Raw genomic sequence first — 20522 nt, 5'->3', positions numbered from 1 at the left:
TCTGATGAAGTCTCTTTTTCTCAATCTCGCCTTGGAGCGTTCTAAAACGGTTTTCACCGTTTCCGTGTTAGTCGCGGGGTTGCTGCTAGGGCTCGTTATTTGGCCGACGGTGTATCCGGAGAAGGCGTTGGGTCTTCATGCTGCCAAAGTCGATACAGATCCGGAGAATATGTTGCCGGCAGATGAACCCGCTCGTGTGACCCACAATCGCTTGAAGTTAGAGTTCGGTCTCAAAGACATGTTAGTGGTGGGGGTTACTGCGGACCAGGAGGCGAATGGAGTTTTCAATCCGAGAACGCTGCATGACGTATTCGACTTAGTAGAAGCGGCGGAGCAGATGTATTGGGAAAATGGTGACGGTGTGTCGGGCGTGGTTAGAGCTGACATCATCGCTCCATCGACTGTCGACGCCATCGAGCAGGCAGGGTTAGGAGTGGTCAGCTTTCGCTGGATGATGCCCGAGCCTCCCGAGACGGAGGAAGCCGCCTTGGCCATTGCTCGTACGGCGTCGAATCTTCCGATGTTCGCGAGTTCGATGGTCTCGGATGACGAAAAGGCTTTGGCCCTTTATTTTCCGCTGACCGAGAAGAGTGCCAGTTTCAAGGTAGCCAACGAATTGCGGGCTGTAATTGCCGGCTTCGGAGGCGAGGATCGCTATTACATTGCGGGTCTACCGGTGGCTCAGGACCAGTTCGGCAAGGAGATGTTCGTCCAGATGGCGATCTCGGCACCGGCGGCAATGGCGCTGATCTTTGTCCTTATGTGGCTGTTTTTCGGAAACCTGAAACTGGTCGTGTCTCCCATGATCGTAGCTATCTTGGCGGTGGTGGTTGCAATGGGACTGTTGGTCGTGACCGGCAATACGATTCACATCATGAGTTCGATGATCCCTATCTTCATCATGCCGATCGCGGTTTTGGATGCGGTGCACATCTTGTCGGACTTCTTTGATAAGTATCCAATTACTCGTGACAGAAAAACTGCAATTCGCGGAGTTCTCAGCGAGTTGTGGAGTCCGATGCTCTTTACGTCGATCACCACGAGCGTCGGTTTCGCCTCGCTAGCTTTGACTCCGATTCCTCCAGTTCAGGTGTTTGGTATATTCGTAGCGATCGGTACGCTTTTTGCCTGGTTGTTCACCGTTTTGCTGATTCCCGCCTACATCATGCTGCTGCCAGAGTCCTCGCTCGACGGATTCGGATCGGCCGATGCCAAGTCGGGACAAGAAAAAAGCTGGATGGCTATCCTTTTGAGGGTAGGGGGAAGATTCTCCTTCGGACGGGCAAAATTGGTGGTGTTAATGGCGGTCGGCCTGCTGGCCTTCTCTATAGTCGGTGTGACGCGCATCGTTATAAACGATAACCCGGTTAAGTGGTTTGAAGAGGACCACGAGATCCGGGTAGCGGATACGGAGATGAACGAGCGTCTGGCGGGGACCTACATGGCCTATCTAGCCTTTGAGGCCCCAGGCTTGGAACGGGAGAGTTTTACACTTCCCGTTCTGGACGCAGCGAAGGACCTGCCGGAACCCTCGCGTACGGCGCTGTCACAGCGTCTCGACGAGATCGACTACGGTACTTTCGATGAGAATCGTTTCCTCACACTGCAGGATTGGGTCCTAGATGCTCAGGAAAAAGTTGAGAGCGACAATGAGTGGGACGCATGGGAAAAGGTAAACCTCGCTCTTGAAAGCCACTGGGCGGCCGGTGCGTTTTTCAAAACACCGGAAGCCTTGGTCGAAATCGAAGCCTTGGAAGCGTTCATTTTGCAGAACGAGCACGTAGGGAAGGTCTTAGGCTTGCCGGAGATCGTTAAGACACTTCATCGCGAGCTTTTCGAAGGAGACGAGCTACGCTACCGAATTCCGGATTCCTCGAATGCGGTGGCGCAGAGTTTGATGACTTACGAAAGCAGCCATCGTCCCCGAGATCTTTGGCATTTCGTCACACCGGATTACCGCAAGACGGTTTTGTGGATACAGTTGAAGAGTGGAGACAATGTCGATATGAGCAACTTGCTCCAGAATGTAAATACATACCTAGCAGATTCGGAACTCAGTGCCAGTGCGAGGGCAGAATGGTTTGGCTTAACTTATATCAACGTAATCTGGCAGGAACAAATGGTAGCCGGAATGATGAAGGCGTTCCTCGGAAGCTTTGTAACTGTATTGGTTCTGATGATACTGTTGTTCCGCTCTTTCTGGTGGGGCTTGCTTTCCATGATTCCATTGGCGGTTACCATCACAGTTATCTATGGCATGCTCGGCTGGGTCGGAAAAGCGTATGATATGCCAGTCGCGGTCCTATCCTCCCTAAGCCTTGGTCTGGCGGTCGATTACGCGATCCATTTTATCGCTCGCTCCAGGGAAGCTTATGCCAAGGCAGGTAACTGGAAGGATGCAATGGACGAAGCTTTTGCTGAACCAGCACGTGCGATCGCCAGAAATATAATTGTTATTGGCCTGGGCTTCTCGCCCTTGCTGTTAGCTCCTTTGGTTCCCTACCAAACGGTCGGTGTATTGATCTCTTCGATACTCGTACTTGCAGGACTGACAACGTTGTTACTGCTTCCCGCCTTGATACGGCTGATCCCAGCTCTCGGGAAGGAATAGGTAAGTCAATTTAGGAAGGAATTATTATGAACAACAGAATGAAATCTTTAGCAATCGTGACCCTAGCTTTTCTAGTAGTATCCGCTTCGGCGATCGATGTAGATGAGATCGTGAGCAACGCCAGTAAGGCTGCCTACTACCAAGGAAAAGATGGCAAGGCGAAGCTGAGCATGACCATCACGGATGCTCAAGGGCGGGAACGTCAACGCGAGCTCACGATCTTACGTCGAAACAATGACGATGAATCTGGGGATCAAAAATTCTTCGTCTACTTCGAGCGTCCATCGGACGTGAAAGGTACCACGTTTCTCGTTTGGAAGCGAGCCGACGGAGATGACGAGCGTTGGCTATACTTGCCTGCACTCGATCTGGTGAAGCGAATCGCGGCTTCTGACGAGCGTACGAGTTTTGTGGGAGCCCACTATTTCTACGAAGATGTTTCGGGACGTCATGAAAGCATGGATACCCATGAGTTAGTCGAAGAAACTGTAGATTACTACGTTTTGAAGTCGACTCCGAGAGATTCTAAATTGGCCGAGTTCGCCTCATATAGATCTTGGATCCACAAGGGTACCTTCTTGGCGGTGAAGATAGAGTACGGTGACGAGCAAGGTGAAGTTTACCGTACCTACGAAGCTCTCGACGTGCAGCAGATCGACGGATACTACACCGTCGTCAAGGGACGTATGACAGATAACAGGATTGGTGGGTACACCACAGTCACGAACAGGGAGATCGAATACGGCATCGGTCTGGAGGATGGACTCTTCGACGAGCGAAGCTTGAGGAATCCACCGCGTCGCCAGTTGAAGTAGGAAGACTAGGGAGATGAAGCGGTTCAAAAGATTTCTAGTCACCTCGTCCTTGTGCACTTTAGCTGCTGTTGTGGCCGCCGAGCCACCAGCCTTGCCGGGAGGTTTGGGAGGGTCGCCGCTGTCCACTCCGCAGGTGCAGGTAACGACAGACAGCTTTTGGGACGAGGTCTCTGGATTTGCGGAGCTTAGAGGGGGTATTCGGCTAAGCTACGCTCCCGGATACGGCGATGAGAGCCTTGGCGAGGCTAGAGTGCAGCTGAAGACCGAAAGGGAAGTGGGAGCCGCCTTGATTGAGGCGAGTGTCGATTTCCTGGCGGACGGTACGACCAGCGAGCATAGTTTCGACTGGGAAAGCGGCAGAGGGCCAGTAGATATGAGGGCCCTGAGTCTTTCGTTTTCGCCGCTTCGCGACGTGGATGTGAAACTGGGAAGACAGGTTGCGACTTGGGGAGTCGGGGACTTGGTTTTCATCAACGATCTCTTCGCCAAAGATTGGAACTCGTTTCTCCTCGGTCGTGACTTGGAGTATTTGAAGGCACCCCAAGACTCAGTTCGGCTAGCGTACTTCAACGACATCGCTGACTTGGAAGTGATTTATTCCCCGCGATTCGAGTCGGATCGATTCATCGATGGAGACCGCTTAACCTTTTGGGATTCTATGTCGGGCCGGATTACAGCGAAAGCCCAGCCGATCGAAGTGGCGTCTCCGGGCGATGCCTTTGAAGCGAATGAGCTGCACCTGCGAGCTAGCCGCTTGCAGGGGCGGTACGAGTTGGCAGCGTATGGATACCTTGGGTACTGGAAAAGCCCAGCTGGATTCGATCAGTCGCTTGGGTTGTCGACCTTTCCTTCTTTGAATGTGTTTGGAGGATCGGCTCGCGGACCTTTAGGAAGAGGGATCGTGAGCGCGGAGTTTGGCAGCTACGACAGCAAATCAGACCCGACGGGAACGGAAGTAATGACGCGAAATAGCGAGTTGAGGCTATTACTAGGATACGAGCAAGAGATCGGCAAGGAGCTGACAGCTAGCGTGCAGTACTATGTTGAGCGCACGCGTGATGTTGGAGCTGCCGGGGGACTGGGAGATCGTGACCGCGAATTGTTTACCCTCCGCCTTAGAAAGCAGTTATGGCAGCAAACGCTTACGTTGAACGGTTTTGCGTTCCACAGCCCGTCTCAGAAAGATAACTACTTCCGTTTGAGCGCTAGCTGGAAAGCGAGCGACGCATGGCAATGGGACGTGGGGGCAAATCTATTTGGAGGCGATGAGCCGACCTTCTTCGGACAATTCCAAAATAGCTCCAGTGCCCACCTCTCGCTTAGGCGAATCTTCTGAGCTGAGAGCGAAGTTTAACGTCCGAGGTGCGGATCTTCCTCTTCGTTCTCGTCAGGTTCGATGAAGTGACTGGCATCGGGAAGATCCTTCTTCCAGTACATCATGAGGATGAAGCCTATGAGAGCACCGCCAATATGGGCAGTGTGGGCAATGCCTCCGCCGAAGATGCTGAAACCGGTGAGTTCTGAGAAAAGGTCGAACCCGACGATGGCTGGTACGAAATATTTGGCCTTAATGGGGACAGGGAGAAAGATGAGCATAATCTTCCCGTTAGGAAAGAGCACCGCGAAAGCGACTAAGATGCCGTAGAGGGCGCCGGACGCACCAAGCATGCTGCCGTTGTAGATCCCGTAGAAGGTGACAAGTTCCTCGATGGAGAGTCGCGAAGCTAGTTCGCTATTGGGCACGCGGGTGGCTAAGAAACTCTGTATGGATTCGGTGGAGACGTTGTAGGTCCCCAAGAAATCGATGTAAGTGCCGAACTCGTAGACGTTGAGTCCGGTATAGATCAAGCTCGCTCCAAGGCCGGCTACGAGATAGAACACGACGAAGCGCTTCGTGCCCCAGACCTGTTCGAGTAAACTACCGAACGTGAATACGCCGAACATGTTGAACAGGATGTGCGTCTCGTTTCCGTGCATGAACATGTGGCTCAGAAATTGCCAAATATGGAAGTCCGGCGAGTATGGGAAGTGCAAGGCGAGCAGGACATCGAGCGGATTGTCGACAAGGGGTTCGCCTGGTGCGGTGGCAGGAGCGAGCAGCCACTTGAGCGCAAACAATAGGATGTTGGCAGCGAGAAGGGCGACGACGGCGGGAGATTCTTTGAGTAGGCGTTTGATGCTTTGGGAATGTTCGAATCGGACGAACATTTAAAGTCGGAAATAGTCGATTCGGGAAGAGCTCTTCCCAAAGAGGCTGCGCATGGGTGGTGGGAGGAAGCTAAAGCTCCTGCTATTTCAACGAAATCGTAGCGAAACTAGGCTGAAAACGCGATTATTCGAGAATTGCTTAGACAAACGCTCGGCTGCGTCTACGGTGCCGCTGCGGGTCGCGGTCCTCAGGAAGCACTCTGGGTGGCCGACGACGCGAGAATACAAAAAAATATATATGTCAAAAGGAACAATTAAGTGGTTTGATCAGGAAAAGGGCTACGGCTTCATTCAGCAGAGTGAGGGCGGAGACGATCTTTTCGTACATCACTCCGAGACGGACGGCTACGCGCTCAATGAAGGTGATACCGTTGAATTCGAAATTGGAGAAGGCCGTAAGGGCCCTTGCGCCACTAAAGTACAGAAGGTCTAAGACCTTCGACTCGAGAATTCCAGTCCGCTCTAGCGGTAAGGCCTTGCGGCCATTGGGGGTTCTGAGAGTATTAAATTTTCGAATACTAAGGAACGAGAGAAGCTTCAGCTTCTCTCGTTTTTTTGGCTTATTGAATTCGCTCCCGTAAGAGCATTATGGGAGAGGCAGAGTAAGCGAGATGTGAGCTAGCGGAGCTTTTCGATGTCTTCGATGATCGCGTCGTTGTCGTCGTTTTCGGTTCGGATGAACAGTTCCTGCAGGCCCTTCGCGGTTTGGGTGACGGCTTTCAGTCCTCCTGGCTGCTTTCGCTGGATCTTGACGCTACCGGTTCGACTACCGCCGCCGAGTGACTTGCCGCCGTAGGAACGACCGATGATGACGCCGACCACGCCTGGCAAACCCTCGATTTTCTTGATGGTGTGCTGGCATTCCTTCGAGGTGCTTTGGTGTCGTCCGCGAGATGGCATCACGTCAGAGAGGTAAGCGAGGTCGAGTGAATTGTCTAGTTGCAGTTTCTGCGAATTTTCGGCGTGTTTGGGGAGAATTGCTATGTTTCAAGAGATAAAAACACTCGATCGAGTCGACTTTACTACCTGTATCCCATTCCGTATTACGGATCACAATTATGGTGACCATGTGGCCAACAACGTTTTTGTGGAATACCTGCACGAAGGCCGAGTGCAGTTTCTGGCGAATTGGGGCTACACCGAGAAGAATGTCGAAGGCGTGGGGCTGACCTTGTCGGAGCTCTGCGTGAAGTATACGCGGCAGGCGTTCTATCCGGATACGCTTCGTTTGGACATAACGATCACGAATCCGCGGCCCACGCGTTTTGACCTGTGTTATCGCGGCTACAACAAGCGCGATGAGCAGCTGCTGCTGGCGAAGACTGAAATGGCAGCAATCGACAAGACCACTGGACGGCCGACACGTTTGCCGGAGGTATTCTTTAAATCTTTTGGTCGAGAGTTGGCTTAGTCAGACCTCTCAGGCTTCGACCGCGGCAGGAGTGAGCCGCTCGAGTTGGTGGGATCTATGAAGAGGATAGCCAGGCACGCGATTGACACGAGGATCGAGCCCAAGAAATAGAGAGGATCCGCTAGGCAGAAGCTGGGGCGTATTGCGAAGGCGAATACGAGCCCGACGATTGCTCCGCCGAAGTGGGCGTCGTGCCCGATGTTGCCTACGTTTTTGCGCAGTCCCCAGAAAGAACCAATCAAGTAAATGAGTGCGAATACGTTGCCGGGGATGGCGATCGGGATGAAGAAGAGGCTCACGCCCGTGCCTGGCACGAGGAAGATTGTGGCGAAGATTACCCCGCTCACGCCACCAGAGGCTCCGAGTGCCGAGTATGAGTGATGCCGATGAAGAAAGAGCGAAAGCATGGAGCCGCCGATGACGGAAAAGAGGTACACGACCAGGAGTGTTTTCCATCCGTAGATGACTTCGATGGCGCTACCGAAAGAGTAGAAGGCGAAGAGATTGAACCCCGCGTGCATCCAATCCGCATGTATCAGTGCACTCGATAGGATGCGATCCCATTGGCCGTTAGCGAGGATCTCACGTGGCTTGAATAGCAAGCGTTGCAAGATCTCTGGCTTTGAAAAGGCGACTTGTGTGACGATGGCCGTGATGGCGCAGATAGCGAGGGTGACGGGTGCGGTCATGACTTGGGGGCTGGGTACTTTTTATGCGGCGTTTTTCTGAAGCAGAACATGACGCGCTATTATGGCGAGTGTGTAAGGGAATCTTAGAGCGGAACTCTTCGCTTGCCTAGGTACGGTGTCGAGGAGGATAGTTCCTTCGTGCCGAATTCTGTATTGCTTCTATTATTGACCGCCGCGTTTGCCTTAGCTGGCTGTCAGTCCACCGGAATGGACGGAGCGAATTTCACGCGTGCTAGGTTCTTTTTGGAATCGGTATCGAGCGATGGTTATTCAGCCGCTGTGACCCTGCCATTGAGTCGAGTCCAGATACCTGTCGAGAGCGAGGCGATCGTCTCGGAGTACGACTACCATTCAATAGAAGTTGTAGATGTAGACTTGGGACGATGCCTAGCATTTACCTTGAAACCACCCGCGGCTCGTGAGTTTTATCAGATCTCGGTGGCGAATCAGGGCAAGCGCTTGGTGCTCGTCGTAAATGGGGCACCGTTAGGAGTGCGTAAGATCGACGGACCCATCGCGAACGGGAAAATTTTTGTGTTCCTCGAGGTGAGCGATAAGAACCTCGAGGAGCTAGCAAAGAAATTGAAGGAATCTAATTTTGATATTCAAAAGAAGCTTAAGCGCTAATGCGTTTCTCTCATTGTTTGTATTTGCATGTTGGGGACATGCTCAAGAAGCAGCGAAGTTGGGTCCCTACTTTTGGCCGACGCCTAATCCCGGGTTCGTGCAGCATGGCGAGATGGAAGGGGTGTTGCAGCCTACGGTTTCTGGAAGAATCACGTCTGGCTTGTTCGGTTGCGTTAGAAATGGCGGCCATCGTTTTCATGAAGGTTTGGATCTACGCGCGACAGCTTGGGACCGCCGCAAGGAGGCAACAGATCCCATTTTCGCATTCTCGGAAGGGACCGTCCGTTACGTGAATTCCGTCGCTGGGAACAGTAGCTACGGGCGATATATCGTAATAGAACATCCGCAAATTGGCCCTGGGGTCGTGAGTCTCTACGCTCATTTGAGCGCCATTGAATCAGAGATCGAAGCAGGCGTATCCGTAGATGGGGGACAGGCTATCGCTGTTATGGGACGCAGCGCCGGCGGGTATTCAATACCGCGAAGTCGTGCCCACCTTCACTTCGAGCTGGGATTCTGGCTCGGACCAGATTTTCAGACGTGGTATGACCAGCAGCCGTACGATTCCAAAAACGAACATGGTTCCTACAACGGCATGAACATAGTGGGCGCAGATGTTTGGGCTCTCTGCGGAGCCTTGCGCAGGGGCGAGGCGGCTGATGCGTGGGAGTATTTGATGAGCGAACAAATAGCGGTGGAAGCTTTCGTACGGGATACGTCGATACCTGATTTGCTAAAAGTGAATCCGTATCTGATGCACAACGAAGTGATCCCTCCCGATCACGCTGGCTGGAGAGTAGAACTGACTTGGTACGGTCTTCCCACGCGTTTCAAGGCACTAACTGGCGCCGAGATGAAAGGATACGAGCACTGGCTGACTGTCGATGCTTTGCGGCCCGACTTGCTGGAAGGTAACCTTTGCCTCGATCTCGCTAAAGAAAACGCTTCTGGCGGAGTGGGGTCGAAGGTGAACAGTCTGATGAAGCGAATGTTCCTTAGGTGAGGGTCGGATCGGGGCTTTCGGGATCTTGCACCGTGGCTACGGGCTGAAGCCTAGCCCTGCGAGTGGACGCAAAAAACGTCGCCCCGTTTAGGGAGCGACGTTTTAGAAAATAGTTATCTAGAAGCTTAGGCTTCTGGCTTGGTCTTCTTGAGTCCGGAAACGCGGTCGCCAGTTTTCCACTCGCCACGCTTTTTTAGAAGCTCTACGCGCTCGAAGCGCTTGAGTACGTTTCTCTTGGCGCCGGTTGCGGCGTTGGACTTGTAGCTAGGATGCTGTGACATGGTCGAAAAAGGTTCCGGTTAAATGAAGCCGCGGAGGTTGCACACATCATTTGCCCATTTCAAGTACTTTTCTGAAACTTTTTCCGCTCGGCAGCAAACCCACTTCGGCGTGTCGTAGGGGTGGCGATCGTCTACAAAACTTTCCAGCTTTTCCAGCGAGGTTTCAAGTGCGTAGATCACGATGCGGAATTCCTCCTCTTTCTCGACCTTTCCTCGCCAGCGGTAGAGAGAAGTGACGGGGGAGTCGATTTGGACGCAGGCCGCGAGGCGGCTCTTAACGATGTCTTCGGCGAGGGATTCGGCCTCGGGCAGACGCGACACAGTGGTGAAGCAGACGTAAAGGTTATCGGATTTAGGCATTGTAACAGGGATGCTTAACTGTGATTCCAAGTGTCGCAGGGCGACATAGCCGTTGCGAAAGCCGGAATAAGCACTTGACCCACCTTGGCAGCAAGGTAAAAGGGCGGATTCCATTAATAAGGAGGCAGCTTTGAGAGAAGATTATATTAAAGAAGCACGCAAGGTCATCAAGGACCCAAACATTCTGATTAACGTCGTTTCACGCCGCGTTAAACAGCTTCGCCATGGCAATCGCCCGCTGGTAGAATCGCTGGAGAAGCTAAATCCCGAGGATATCGCCCTGCGCGAGATCATCGAGGGCAAGATCAGTTACGAGCTCGCCGAGTAGCAAACCGACGGCGGCGGGCGTGCATGTGCTCGCGCAAGACTTCGACAGAGCGCGGTAGACATTGTCCGCCGCGCCCTTTTTATATCCGGACGACGATAATAACCTGAGATGGCAGGCAAGAACAAAAAAGGCGGCAAGGGCTCGAGCCCGCAAGATATCCGCAACTCCAAGGTGCGCCGCGACTACGAAGTCGAGGACACCTTCGAGGCAGGCATCGTTTTGACCGGCACCGAGGTGAAGTCGATCCGAGCCGGTAAAGCGCAGATATCCGATGGCTTCTGTCGATTTCACAAAGGTGAATTCTTCATTTATGGGATACACATCGACGAGTACGCGTTCGGAAACATCAACAACCACGTGGTGCGTCGCGAGCGGAAGCTGCTGCTCAAGAAGTCGGAGCTTAAGAAGATCGAACGCGCTTTGGAAGCTGGCGGCAAGGCGGCTATCCCTACGCGAATGTATTTCAAGGAGGCATTAATAAAGGTCGAGGTCGGCATCTGTACGGGCAAAAAGCTCTTTGACAAGAGAGAGGACCTGAAAAAGAAAGCGCAGATGCTAGACATCGATCGTACGATGAAGGCGTTTCGCGTCCGCTAGCTTTTATTGAGACACAGCCTTTTTCGAAAATCGTCCTATGCCATCCCTTTCACGCGTAGTTTGCAAAGTCCCCGGAAGCACCTCCAATTGCGGTTCGGGATTCGATACCTTGGGTATGGCAGTGGCCCTTTTCAACGAGGTTTCCGTTGAGCGGGCCGAATGCGTTGGCGACGAAGCATTCGGGCCGGACATTTTTCCATTGAGCGAAATGGCTCGAGAGACGGTGGCCTGCTTTTTCTCGGAAAGCGGTGTGGCAACCTTTGAAGTTAGAATCCGGATACGCGGCGATGTTCCGCAAGCGCGTGGACTGGGGTCCAGCGTCACAGTTCGCGGCGGCATTCTGGGCGGACTCTCAAAATTGTCCGGCGCAGACTGGGACAAGGAGAAGCTGGTGGAGGTGATCACCGAGCTCGAGGGACATCCTGATAATGCTAGCGCCTCGATTTTGGGCGGCTTTACAGTATCCCGTTTTCTCGACAGCCCTGCGAAAGTCGAAGCGGTCAACAAGATAGAAGTGGGAGAGGACCTTCGTTTAGTGGTGGTGTCTCCAGAGTTTGAGGTTCTCACATCCGCTTCGCGTGGAGTTTTGCCCGAATCCCTCGGTTTCGCGAAAGTTGTCTCCAGCATTAACAGTGTTTCCTGCGTGGTGGCTGCGTTGGCTTCGGGCCAATACGAAGGGCTTTCCAACGCTGTGCATGACAGCGTGCACGAGCCGTACCGACTTAAAAATATTCCGGGCGCCGCCGCGGCGATCGCTGCTGGTATCGAGGCAGGAGCTTACACGGGTTGGCTGAGCGGGAGTGGCTCCAGTGTGCTTTGCGCTTGTTCAGTGGATACAGCGGAAGCTGTGATGGGGGCGATGCGTGTGGCATTTAGCGAAGTTGGGCTTGAAAGCGTTGGTCGCGATTTGAGCGCCGACAATACCGGACTTCAGATTTCCCACAGTGAGTAAGCCGTTGCTTCACGTCGTTCTCTTCCAGCCGGAGATTCCTCAAAACACGGGGAACATCGGCCGCACCTGCGCGATCACGGAATCCCGGCTACACCTGATTCATCCCCTTGGCTTTGCGATTAAGGACAAGCACTTGAAGCGTTCTGGTATGGACTACTGGAAGTCGCTCGACGTGCATCATCACGAGAATTGGGAAGGCTTCAAAGGGAGTGAAGCAGGGCCCAAGCGTTTGTTTCTGTTCACGACCAAATCGAGCCAACCGTATTGGGACATTCAATACGAAGAGGGCGATGGTTTGCTTTTCGGCAATGAAGGCTACGGCGCTCCTGATTGGTTACACGATGAAATCGGTGAAGATCGGCGTCTGAAGATTCCGCATTATAACGACAGCCTGCGTTCCTTGAACTTGGCGACCTCTGCTGGGGTCGCGGTATTTGAGGTGATGCGGCAATTGCGAGGAAGTCCTTAGCCATGAGTTCCGCGAAGGTCCTGATCTTGATGACCTCGCCGCTCGACAAGATTGTTCACGCACTGAGGGTTGTCGAATCGATCAAACTCCAACATCCCGAGTTAGAGTTCACGTGGGTAGTGCGTCGCTTTTACGAGCCCTTGGTGGCGTCTTTTGATTTCGTTGACCGAACTATCGTTTTTCGTCGAAGCGAGGCGTTGGCGAGTTTTGCCAGTTTGCTTCGTGAGATTAGGCAGGACCACTACGATTTCGTTCTCGATTTCGAGGGGTATGCTAGAACGGGAGCAATGTGTTTCTTCGCGAAGGGCGGTCGCAAGATTGGCCTGCGTTCAGCTCGAGAGGGTGCTTCGATCTGTTACGGCGAGGTGATTTCCAAATTGTCTGACGAAAGGCGACACCTAGTGGAGCGCTTCCAGGATTTTGGTTCTATCTTCGGCCTGAAGCCGGTGTTGAGCGAAGCTTTGTCGCTATCCCAAGGCGGGAGGTTGCCTGATTTGGTTCGGGGAATGTTTGAGGATGCTAGGCAGGTCGTCTGTCTTTTTCCAGGCAGGTTTAAAACGGAGCGGGCATGGTCAGGGATGTCGGATCTGGCCGCTCGAATGGTGGCGAATCACGAGGATCTTGAGGTCTTGGTCTTGGGAGTTGTTCCTCATGTATTGAGCGAACCACTACCGGATAGGGTGCATGATTTGCAGGGCCAGTTCTCTTGGGGCGAGCTCTGCCGGATCTTGGCGAGTTCGAGCTTGGTGGTGGCCAATGACAATGGGCCGGCCCAGCTGGCCGGCGCTTTGGGTGCAACAAACCTTACGCTTTACAGCTTCGTTTCGCCTGAGGTTCGCGGGACCTATCCAGTAGGAGCCGTTGCCAATGCTGCGTTGAAGGCCCCGCAGGGGGAAGTAAGCCTGCTCGAGTGCGATACGGTTTTCGCTGAGGTGGAAAAGCTCCTTGCCCTCTGAGCTGGCTTGACTCTGAGGTCAGGAGGCCAATAAGGCGTGGTCTCGTTTTTTGAATAGATTAGCCTTTTCTTAAAGCGAAGTTCTCAGCCCTATCGAAGATGATCGACCCGAAACTCCTCAGAGAAAACCCAGACGCAGTTCGCGCGGGAATCGCTAAAAAGCACATCAAGTGCGACCTCGACGCTATTCTTGCGCTCGACGAGAAGCGTCGTGCCCTTATCTCCGAAGCCGAATCGCTTCGCGCGAAGCAAAAGGCGGCCAACAACGACATGGCCAAGCTCCCCAAAGGCAGTCCAGAATTTATCGCCAAGGTGCAAGAAATGAAGGCGGTCTCTGCTGAGGTGAAGGCGAAGGATGCCGAGCTTAGCGAAGCCGAGGCGGAGTGGGGCGAGAGCGTGCTCAACATTCCTAATTTGCCCGATGAAAGTGTACCGGAAGGACGCGACGAGTCGGAGAATGTGGTGGTGCGCGAGGTTGGCGAAATACCCGCCGATGCCGATTACCAGACGGCCCATTACGATATCGAATGGATAGAGCAAATCCTCGACTTGCGCCGTGGTGCCAAGGTGAGCGGAGCAGGCTTCCCCTTTTTCGTTGGCGATGGAGCGAAGCTGGCCCGCGGCCTAATCAACTTTTTCCTCAACGAAGGCAGCGATGCTGGGTTCCAGGAGATTGGCGTACCGTTTCTGGTAAATGCCGAAAGCGCAACAGCGACGGGACAGCTACCTGACAAGGAAGGGCAGATGTACCAAACGGTGGAGGATGGCCTGTATGCGATCCCGACCGCTGAGGTTCCTTTGACTAATTTCTTCCGCGATGAAATCTTAGACGAAGCTGATTTGCCGATATACCGTTGCGGCCACTCCGCCTGTTTCCGTCGCGAAGCCGGAAGCCATGGCAAGGAAGTTCGGGGTCTTAATCGCGTTCACCAATTTGACAAGGTAGAACTGCTCAAATGGGTTAAGCCCGAGAGCAGCATGGACGAGTTGGAGTCGCTGCGCGGATACGCGGAAAGCCTGCTCGAGAAACTAGGTTTGCCCTTCCGTACTCTGCTGATGTGCGGTGGGGACATGGGGTTCACCAACTGCAAGCAATACGATCTCGAGGTTTATGCAGCCGGTCAGAAGCGTTGGTTGGAAGTTTCGAGCTGCAGCAACTTTGGGTCCTTCCAAGCTCGCCGGGCTCGTATCCGCTATCGCAATGCGGAAACGGGAAAGCCCGAAATCCTGCATACGCTCAATGGCTCGGGCCTCGCTGTGCCGCGAGTGTTTGTGGCGATCATCGAAAACGGCTTGCAAGAAGACGGACGTATCCGCCTTCCGGAGGTTCTGGTGCCTTACGTCGGCAAGCAGTTTATCGAAAAACTCTAAATCGGAGAGAGGCTGGTATTGGATTGGGAAGAGGCAGCTCGTCGTCTAGAGTCGAGAATAGATCTCTCCCGATTTCCTCGAGGTGTCGGGGTTAAGCTCGATGCGCTTGAGCGGCTATACGTTGCTTGCTCAGGGGGTGCGGATTCCGTCTTTGCACTACTCCTGCTGCGCTTTTATCTTCGAGACCAGGAGTGGGGCGGACGACTCAGTGTCCTGCATTTCGATCACGACTTGAGGAAAGAAGAGTCTGCAGCCGACGCGACTTTCGTGAAGGAACTGTGTTCTGCTTTAAATATTCCCTTTTTGCATGCGAAGGCGAATTGGGTCGATGGAATCGAAAATGTGAACGAAGCGCTCGCTCGCGAGGCTCGGCTGTCGTTTTTCAGGGCGACCACAGGTTCTAATGATGAGGTCGCGGCATATATCGTAACTGGGCACCACGGAGACGACGTGGTCGAGTCGATACTGATGCGTCTGTCGCGCGGAGCGGGAGTTAGGGGTATCTGCGCGCCAAGGGAGATATCGGAGGCAGGTGGCGGTTTGTTTTTCTTGCGGCCCTTGCTAGATTGGGGACGCGAGGAGATCAAGGATACCCTTCGGGCGGCAAAAGTCCCTTGGCGAGAAGACCAGAGCAATTCTTCGGATGCAAACTACCGAGCCCGCCTGCGGAAGCTAGCGGTTCCCTCGTGGCAGCGTGCCGCAGATCGCCCGTTGCTGGCGAGCGTTGGCAGCAGTCGCCGATTACTCGAAGAGGATTCGGACGCTTTGGACTATGCAGCGAGGTTTTTTTGGTCGCAGTGCTGGGAGGAGTCCGAATCCGCCTTGAGGCGTCCTGGCCTCAAGGCTCTACCGGTCGGCTTGCAGCGTCGGGTGCTGGCACTTTTGCCCGGAGGTGACGCAGTTTCGTCGGATGCGATGTCCGTGGCCCTCAACGCGATCGAAACAGGCGAAAAACTGAAGTTGGAGGTTGGGACCGGGTTTTTTTACGAATTTACTGAAAATTGGCTTTCTTTGCGGAAGGAAGGAAGTTGGGAAGCCGCCACCTGGCTGCCGTTTTGCCTTCCGCTTGGGGCGCGAGCGTACCTTCCTGACGGGGCCCGGCTGTCTTTTGAGCAGGTGACGATGAGCGAAGAACTCCAAGAAAAAGTGCGTTCTGGAGGTAACGACGACACGAGAATCGTGTACTTAGATGCAGGAGGGAACTCTTGTGGTAGAGTGCAGGTCCGTACGAGAGCTCCTGGAGACGCATTCAAGCCGCTCGGTAAATCGTCGCCAAAGAAGCTGAAGAATTTGTTCATTGACCGTAAGATTGACCGAAAGGATAGGGACTGCTTGCCAGTTTTCGTTAGCGAGAAGTTTGGAATCCTTTGGGTGCCTGGATTTCCGCCGATTGCCGACAAGAAACTCGGTTTTAACTGTGAAACCGCCTTGCGATTGACTTACGATAGATGAGACTCAACCTACACGCCTCCATTAGAATTTAATGCCCGATAAAAATAGTTCCAACCGGCGCGGCCCCATGAAAGGTGGGCCTGAGCGTTTTCAACCCAAGGTTATCATATTCTGGGTGGTCCTCATCGCATTGATGCTGATCATCTGGCAAAACTCTACCGAGACCGGCGAAGTCGAAACGCTACCGGTAACCAAGGTGATCGAAATGACCCAGCAAGGACGCGTTCTTGCTGGCAAAATTGCTCCTATGCCGAATGGAGGCATGGATTGGTACGAGATTGGAGGTACGATTGCGACTCCGGTCACGAATGACTTGGGAGATGAGGTGATCGCCAACAAGGGATTCATCGCCAAGGGACGGCTCTCTGAGTCGAACTACGAAATACTGCAATCGAGCGGTGTCTTCAAGGAAACCAGCCCAAACACCTTTCTGCCGCAATTGCTCGCTGGCATCATTCCGTTTCTGCTGGTCATCGGGTTACTCTACTTCCTCTTCGTCCGTCAGCTCCGAATGGCTGGCAAGGGTGCTCTCAGCTTCGGCAAGAGCAAAGCAAAGCTGCTGACCCGCGACAAGGACAAGATCACCTTCGCGAACGTTGCTGGCTGCGACGAAGCCAAAGAGGAGGTCAGCGAAGTTATCGATTTTCTGAAGGACCCAAAACGTTTTCAACGTATGGGCGGTAAGATCCCTAAGGGCATTTTGATGGTGGGGCCTCCAGGTACCGGCAAGACCTTGCTCGCAAAGGCGGTGGCTGGCGAAGCGGACGTTCCATTCTTTTCGATCAGTGGTTCCGATTTCGTGGAAATGTTTGTGGGTGTAGGCGCAAGCCGCGTTCGTGACATGTTTGAGCAAGGACGCAAGAGCGCTCCCTGTTTGATATTCGTAGACGAAATTGACGCTGTTGGTCGCCAGCGTGGCGCTGGACTTGGCGGAGGAAACGACGAGCGTGAGCAGACTTTGAACTCTTTGCTTGTGGAGATGGACGGTTTTGACACGACCGAGGGCGTAATTATCATCGCTGCGACCAACCGTGCCGACGTGCTCGATAAGGCCTTGCTCCGTCCCGGACGATTCGACCGTCAGGTTGTTGTCGGACTCCCGGATCTGCGTGGCCGCGAAGAGATTCTCAAGGTGCATGCCAAAAAGATCCGCTTGAGCGAAGAGGTTGACCTTTCTGCGATCGCTCGTGTCACCCCTGGTTTTGCTGGTGCAGATCTCGCTAACCTTCTCAATGAAGGAGCGCTTACCGCGGCTCGCAAGGCTAAGGATAAGGTCGAATCGATCGACATGGATGAAGCCCGAGACAAAATTTCATTCGGCCGCGAACGCCGTCGTGTCGTAGACGAGGATGATCTGAAGTCTACGGCTTACCATGAGGCGGGACACGCTATGATTCGAGTTCTTCTTACCGATAGGGATGTTCGCCTACACAAGGTCACGATTCTCCCGCGCGGGGGAACTCTTGGCATGGCAATGATGGCCCCTACCAAGGATAGCTTAGGAATGTCCAAGAAGCAGCTTGAGGACTACATAGCAGTTTGTATGGGCGGTCGCCTCGCAGAGGAGATTATCACCGGCGATTACAGCACGGGTGCTGTGGCGGATATTTCGCAGGCGACGAAGTCGGCTCGGGACATGGTTTGCAGATACGGTATGAGCAAGCTGGGACCTATCTCGTTTGGCGAAAATCAAGATCAAGTATTCCTCGGTCGCGACATCAACCGCACGCAGGATCACAGCGAAAGCACTGCCGAGCAGATCGATGAGGCGGTGAGCGAGATCATTCACGAACAATTCGAACGTGCTCGGAAAATGATCGAGGAACGTAAGGAAGCGTTGGTTACAATTGCTGAAGCCTTGCTCCAATACGAAACTATCGACGGCAAGCATGTAGAAGAAATTCTAGAGCATGGAGAAATTCGCTCTGATGTCATTTCCTCCAAGACGGAACTCGATGAAAAGCGTGAAGCCGAGAAGAAGGCCAACGAGAAGTCAGTGAAGAAGAAGTCGAAGGAGGATGTCGCTCCACCGGCCGTGGACGGAGCTCCATCGATTGCCTAGACGAATCGATCACATCATTAAATTTAATCAGACAGCGGCGAGGTTATCGTCGCTGTCTTTTTCGTTATGAAAGTCTCTCCTCATGTCCCTCAAGTTCTCTCAGCTCGGCACCCGTCAAACGGAATCTGATATTGCTCGCCTGATGACGGCCGCCTTGCAGCGTCCGGAATTGCTGAGCCTCGCTGCCGGTTTCACTGATGATCGAACTCTCCCTCTGGCCGAACTAACCGAAGTTGCGGTTAGCCTATGTGAAGAAGGCGATCGATCGGTTCTACAATATGGAGCCAATCAAGGGAGCCAGAAGTTGAGGAAACTGATGACGGGACGCCTGGAGGCTCAGGACCATGCAGGTTGGTCATACGATCTCGAGTGTTCTTTCATAAGTAATGGATCCCAACAGGCTCTCTATCTCGCAGTGCAAACTCTCTGCGATCCGGGTGATATCGTGTTGGTCGAGCAACCGACTTATTTTGTTTTCTTGGAGATGCTTCGCGGCTTGGGTGTTGAAGCGATTTCGATGCCAATGCTACGCAATGGAGACGTTGATAAGGCAGGTCTCTCCAACGTTTTAGAAGCGTACGCCGCGGCTGGTAATTTGGATCGAGTCAAAGCAGTGTATTTAGTGAGCTACTACGCTAATCCCAGCGGCCACAGCGTATCAAGGGAGTGCAAAAGCTCGCTCTTAGCACTTCTAGGGAAGTTCGATGGCACGATTGCTCTGTTCGAAGATGCCGCGTATCGGGAGCTCTTCTACGCTAAGCCATTCGAGGCGGAAAGCTCTCTTGCTTTGGCAGGCGAGGGGAATGATGTTCCGATTTTCTATTCGACGACACTCACAAAGCCTTTCGCCACCGGACTAAAGGTAGGCTTTGGTTATTGCACGCACGGTGATTGGCTCGATCGGATGATGGCAGTAAAGGGGCAGCAGGATTTTGGAACGGCCAACTACAACCAAGCGTTGCTCGCGAAATCACTGGAGACCGGGCTTTTCGATAGGCATCTTGGAGTTTTGCGAAAGTCTTATTTGGAAAAGATTGAGACATTACATATTCATTTGGCGGATACGCTATTGGCTCAAGGCTGGTCTTGGACTCTGCCAGAGGGAGGACTTTATCTCTGGTTAATGGCCCCCGGCGACATGGAAACGGGCTTTGACTCAGAGCTTCACCAAGCAGCCATCGAAGCGGGCGTCTTGTACGTTCCGGGAGAGCTGTGTAACGCGGGACGAAGCCCACGTAATTGGGCGCGTTTGAGTTTTGGCGTCCTCGGACTCGAAGATCTCAAGAAAGCTGCAGATCGATTTTGTTTTGCCGTTAAACACACAACGGCCATGAAAATTTCATGAAAACACTATTGACTGATAATCGAATTTTGGAAATCAACCTTTAATCCCTCTTAACTTTACTAAGATATGCAAGATTACTCAGTAACGCACTTGAAGCAGCTCGAAAGCGAAGCGATCTACATCCTTCGCGAGACCGCCGCCCAGTTCGAGCGTCCCGTGCTCATGTTCTCCGGAGGCAAGGACTCCATCGTGATGACGCATCTTGCGGCGAAGGCCTTCTGGCCGGCCAAGATCCCTTTCCCCCTTCTGCACGTGGACACCGGGCACAATTTCCCCGAGACCCTCGTCTACCGCGACGACCTGGTGGAGAAGCTGGGCGCGAACCTGATCGTAGCTTCGGTGGAGGAAGCGATCAAGGACGGTCGCGTGGTCGAGGAGAAGGGAGCGAACGCTTCCCGCAACATGCTGCAGATCCAGACCCTGCTCGACGCCCTCGAGGAGGGCCAGTACGACGCGGCCATGGGGGGAGCCCGCCGCGACGAGGAGAAGGCTCGCGCCAAGGAGCGCTTCTTCTCCCATCGCGACGAGTTCGGCCAGTGGGACCCCAAGAACCAGCGCCCCGAGCTTTGGAACATCTTCAACGGCCGCATGGCCCAAGGGGAGCACTTCCGCGTCTTCCCGCTCTCCAACTGGACCGAGATGGACGTGTGGCAGTACATGAAGGCGGAAAGCATCGAACTGCCCAGCCTCTACTACGCCCACGAGCGCGACATAGTGGTCCGCAACGGAACGATCCTAGCGGTCTCCGAATTCGTCCAGCCGCGCGACGGCGAGACGGTCGAGAGGAAGCAGATCCGCTTCCGCACCATGGGCGACGCGACCATCACCGGCGCGGTCGAGTCCGGCGCTGACACCATGGAGAAGATCATCGAGGAGGTCGCGGCGGCCCGCCAGACCGAGCGCGGCAACCGCGCCGACGACAAGCGAAGCGAAAGCGCCATGGAAGACCGCAAGAAGGCGGGCTACTTTTGATCCGCTGCGGCGCA

22 protein-coding genes are annotated in these 20522 nt (G+C 53.7%); 17 read left to right on the top strand and 5 right to left on the bottom strand.

Annotation, left to right across the window (positions count from 1 at the left end):
• The first annotated feature begins 4 nt into the window (after positions 1 to 4).
• The 3 genes from QEH53_RS06670 (at position 5) to QEH53_RS06660 (ending at position 4762) form a co-directional block, all read left to right on the top strand.
• Positions 5 to 2611 carry an MMPL family transporter gene (locus QEH53_RS06670; protein WP_309022374.1) on the top strand — a complete coding sequence of 869 codons (2607 nt, stop codon included), beginning with the start codon at positions 5 to 7 and terminating at the stop codon, positions 2609 to 2611.
• A 38-nt stretch (positions 2612 to 2649) separates the two neighbouring features.
• Complete coding sequence (locus tag QEH53_RS06665) at positions 2650 to 3426, top strand: outer membrane lipoprotein-sorting protein (protein WP_309022373.1); 777 nt, start codon at positions 2650 to 2652, stop codon at positions 3424 to 3426.
• A gap of 70 nt (positions 3427 to 3496) precedes the next feature.
• On the top strand, positions 3497 to 4762 hold the full coding sequence (locus tag QEH53_RS06660) for a hypothetical protein (protein WP_309022372.1): 1266 nt from the start codon (positions 3497 to 3499) through the stop codon (positions 4760 to 4762).
• A 14-nt stretch (positions 4763 to 4776) separates the two neighbouring features.
• On the opposite strand, the gene QEH53_RS06655 is transcribed toward QEH53_RS06660, so the two are convergent.
• Positions 4777 to 5634: a rhomboid family intramembrane serine protease gene (locus tag QEH53_RS06655; protein ID WP_309022371.1), complete on the bottom strand. Its 858-nt coding sequence runs from the start codon at positions 5632 to 5634 to the stop codon at positions 4777 to 4779.
• A 238-nt stretch (positions 5635 to 5872) separates the two neighbouring features.
• Between QEH53_RS06655 and QEH53_RS06650 the strand changes: the two genes are divergently transcribed.
• On the top strand, positions 5873 to 6067 hold the full coding sequence (locus tag QEH53_RS06650) for a cold-shock protein (protein ID WP_309022370.1): 195 nt from the start codon (positions 5873 to 5875) through the stop codon (positions 6065 to 6067).
• 185 nt (positions 6068 to 6252) lie between these two features.
• Here QEH53_RS06650 and QEH53_RS06645 read toward each other — a convergent pair whose 3' ends face one another.
• Positions 6253 to 6534, bottom strand: coding sequence for a hypothetical protein (locus QEH53_RS06645; RefSeq protein ID WP_309022369.1), 282 nt, complete (start codon positions 6532 to 6534; stop codon positions 6253 to 6255).
• Between the two features lie 82 nt (positions 6535 to 6616).
• Between QEH53_RS06645 and QEH53_RS06640 the strand changes: the two genes are divergently transcribed.
• A complete protein-coding gene (locus QEH53_RS06640; protein ID WP_309022368.1) occupies positions 6617 to 7045 on the top strand; it encodes a thioesterase family protein in 429 nt (142 codons plus the stop codon).
• Here QEH53_RS06640 and QEH53_RS06635 read toward each other — a convergent pair.
• The gene (locus QEH53_RS06635) at positions 7042 to 7734 is read right to left on the bottom strand and encodes a rhomboid family intramembrane serine protease (RefSeq protein WP_309022367.1); all 693 of its coding nucleotides are present in this window, start codon (positions 7732 to 7734) and stop codon (positions 7042 to 7044) included. The genes QEH53_RS06640 and QEH53_RS06635 overlap by 4 nt on opposite strands.
• Positions 7735 to 7836: 102 nt before the next feature.
• Here QEH53_RS06635 and QEH53_RS06630 point away from each other — a divergent pair, with 102 nt between their 5' ends.
• Together QEH53_RS06630 and QEH53_RS06625 are read left to right on the top strand one after the other, a co-directional pair.
• On the top strand, positions 7837 to 8361 hold the full coding sequence (locus QEH53_RS06630) for a hypothetical protein (protein WP_309022366.1): 525 nt from the start codon (positions 7837 to 7839) through the stop codon (positions 8359 to 8361).
• Positions 8333 to 9364, top strand: coding sequence for a M23 family metallopeptidase (locus tag QEH53_RS06625; RefSeq protein ID WP_309022365.1), 1032 nt, complete (start codon positions 8333 to 8335; stop codon positions 9362 to 9364). Before QEH53_RS06630 ends, QEH53_RS06625 begins: the two co-directional genes overlap by 29 nt.
• Positions 9365 to 9489: 125 nt before the next feature.
• Here QEH53_RS06625 and QEH53_RS06620 read toward each other — a convergent pair whose 3' ends face one another.
• Complete coding sequence (locus QEH53_RS06620; RefSeq protein ID WP_309022364.1) at positions 9490 to 9645, bottom strand: small basic protein; 156 nt, start codon at positions 9643 to 9645, stop codon at positions 9490 to 9492.
• A gap of 18 nt (positions 9646 to 9663) precedes the next feature.
• The gene (gene cutA, locus QEH53_RS06615; RefSeq protein ID WP_309022363.1) at positions 9664 to 10005 is read right to left on the bottom strand and encodes a divalent-cation tolerance protein CutA; all 342 of its coding nucleotides are present in this window, start codon (positions 10003 to 10005) and stop codon (positions 9664 to 9666) included.
• A gap of 130 nt (positions 10006 to 10135) precedes the next feature.
• Here cutA and QEH53_RS06610 point away from each other — a divergent pair, with 130 nt between their 5' ends.
• From QEH53_RS06610 to cysD, 10 genes are all read left to right on the top strand, one after another.
• The gene (locus tag QEH53_RS06610; RefSeq protein ID WP_191616457.1) at positions 10136 to 10333 is read left to right on the top strand and encodes a DNA-directed RNA polymerase subunit omega; all 198 of its coding nucleotides are present in this window, start codon (positions 10136 to 10138) and stop codon (positions 10331 to 10333) included.
• 108 nt (positions 10334 to 10441) lie between these two features.
• Complete coding sequence (gene smpB, locus QEH53_RS06605; RefSeq protein WP_309022362.1) at positions 10442 to 10930, top strand: SsrA-binding protein SmpB; 489 nt, start codon at positions 10442 to 10444, stop codon at positions 10928 to 10930.
• 37 nt (positions 10931 to 10967) lie between these two features.
• Positions 10968 to 11882, top strand: a complete 915-nt coding sequence (locus tag QEH53_RS06600; RefSeq protein ID WP_309022361.1) for a homoserine kinase — start codon at positions 10968 to 10970, stop codon at positions 11880 to 11882.
• A gap of 4 nt (positions 11883 to 11886) precedes the next feature.
• Positions 11887 to 12351, top strand: a complete 465-nt coding sequence (locus tag QEH53_RS06595; protein ID WP_345785706.1) for a tRNA (cytidine(34)-2'-O)-methyltransferase — start codon at positions 11887 to 11889, stop codon at positions 12349 to 12351.
• A gap of 2 nt (positions 12352 to 12353) precedes the next feature.
• Positions 12354 to 13307 (top strand): glycosyltransferase family 9 protein, encoded by a 954-nt coding sequence (locus QEH53_RS06590; protein WP_309022359.1) that lies wholly within the window; start codon positions 12354 to 12356, stop codon positions 13305 to 13307.
• Positions 13308 to 13405: 98 nt separating this feature from the next.
• Positions 13406 to 14677: a serine--tRNA ligase gene (serS, locus tag QEH53_RS06585; protein ID WP_309022358.1), complete on the top strand. Its 1272-nt coding sequence runs from the start codon at positions 13406 to 13408 to the stop codon at positions 14675 to 14677.
• An 18-nt stretch (positions 14678 to 14695) separates the two neighbouring features.
• A complete protein-coding gene (gene tilS, locus QEH53_RS06580) occupies positions 14696 to 16129 on the top strand; it encodes a tRNA lysidine(34) synthetase TilS (protein WP_309022357.1) in 1434 nt (477 codons plus the stop codon).
• Between the two features lie 31 nt (positions 16130 to 16160).
• Positions 16161 to 18191 carry an ATP-dependent zinc metalloprotease FtsH gene (gene ftsH / locus QEH53_RS06575; protein WP_309022356.1) on the top strand — a complete coding sequence of 677 codons (2031 nt, stop codon included), beginning with the start codon at positions 16161 to 16163 and terminating at the stop codon, positions 18189 to 18191.
• 82 nt (positions 18192 to 18273) lie between these two features.
• On the top strand, positions 18274 to 19536 hold the full coding sequence (locus QEH53_RS06570) for a PLP-dependent aminotransferase family protein (RefSeq protein WP_309022355.1): 1263 nt from the start codon (positions 18274 to 18276) through the stop codon (positions 19534 to 19536).
• Between the two features lie 66 nt (positions 19537 to 19602).
• Positions 19603 to 20508: a sulfate adenylyltransferase subunit CysD gene (cysD, locus tag QEH53_RS06565; RefSeq protein WP_309022354.1), complete on the top strand. Its 906-nt coding sequence runs from the start codon at positions 19603 to 19605 to the stop codon at positions 20506 to 20508.
• Positions 20509 to 20522: the final 14 nt, after the last annotated feature.

Source organism: Pelagicoccus sp. SDUM812002, from assembly GCF_031127835.1.
Classification (GTDB): Bacteria; Verrucomicrobiota; Verrucomicrobiia; order Opitutales; family Opitutaceae; genus Pelagicoccus.
This window is presented reverse-complemented; position numbering and strand designations above follow the sequence as displayed.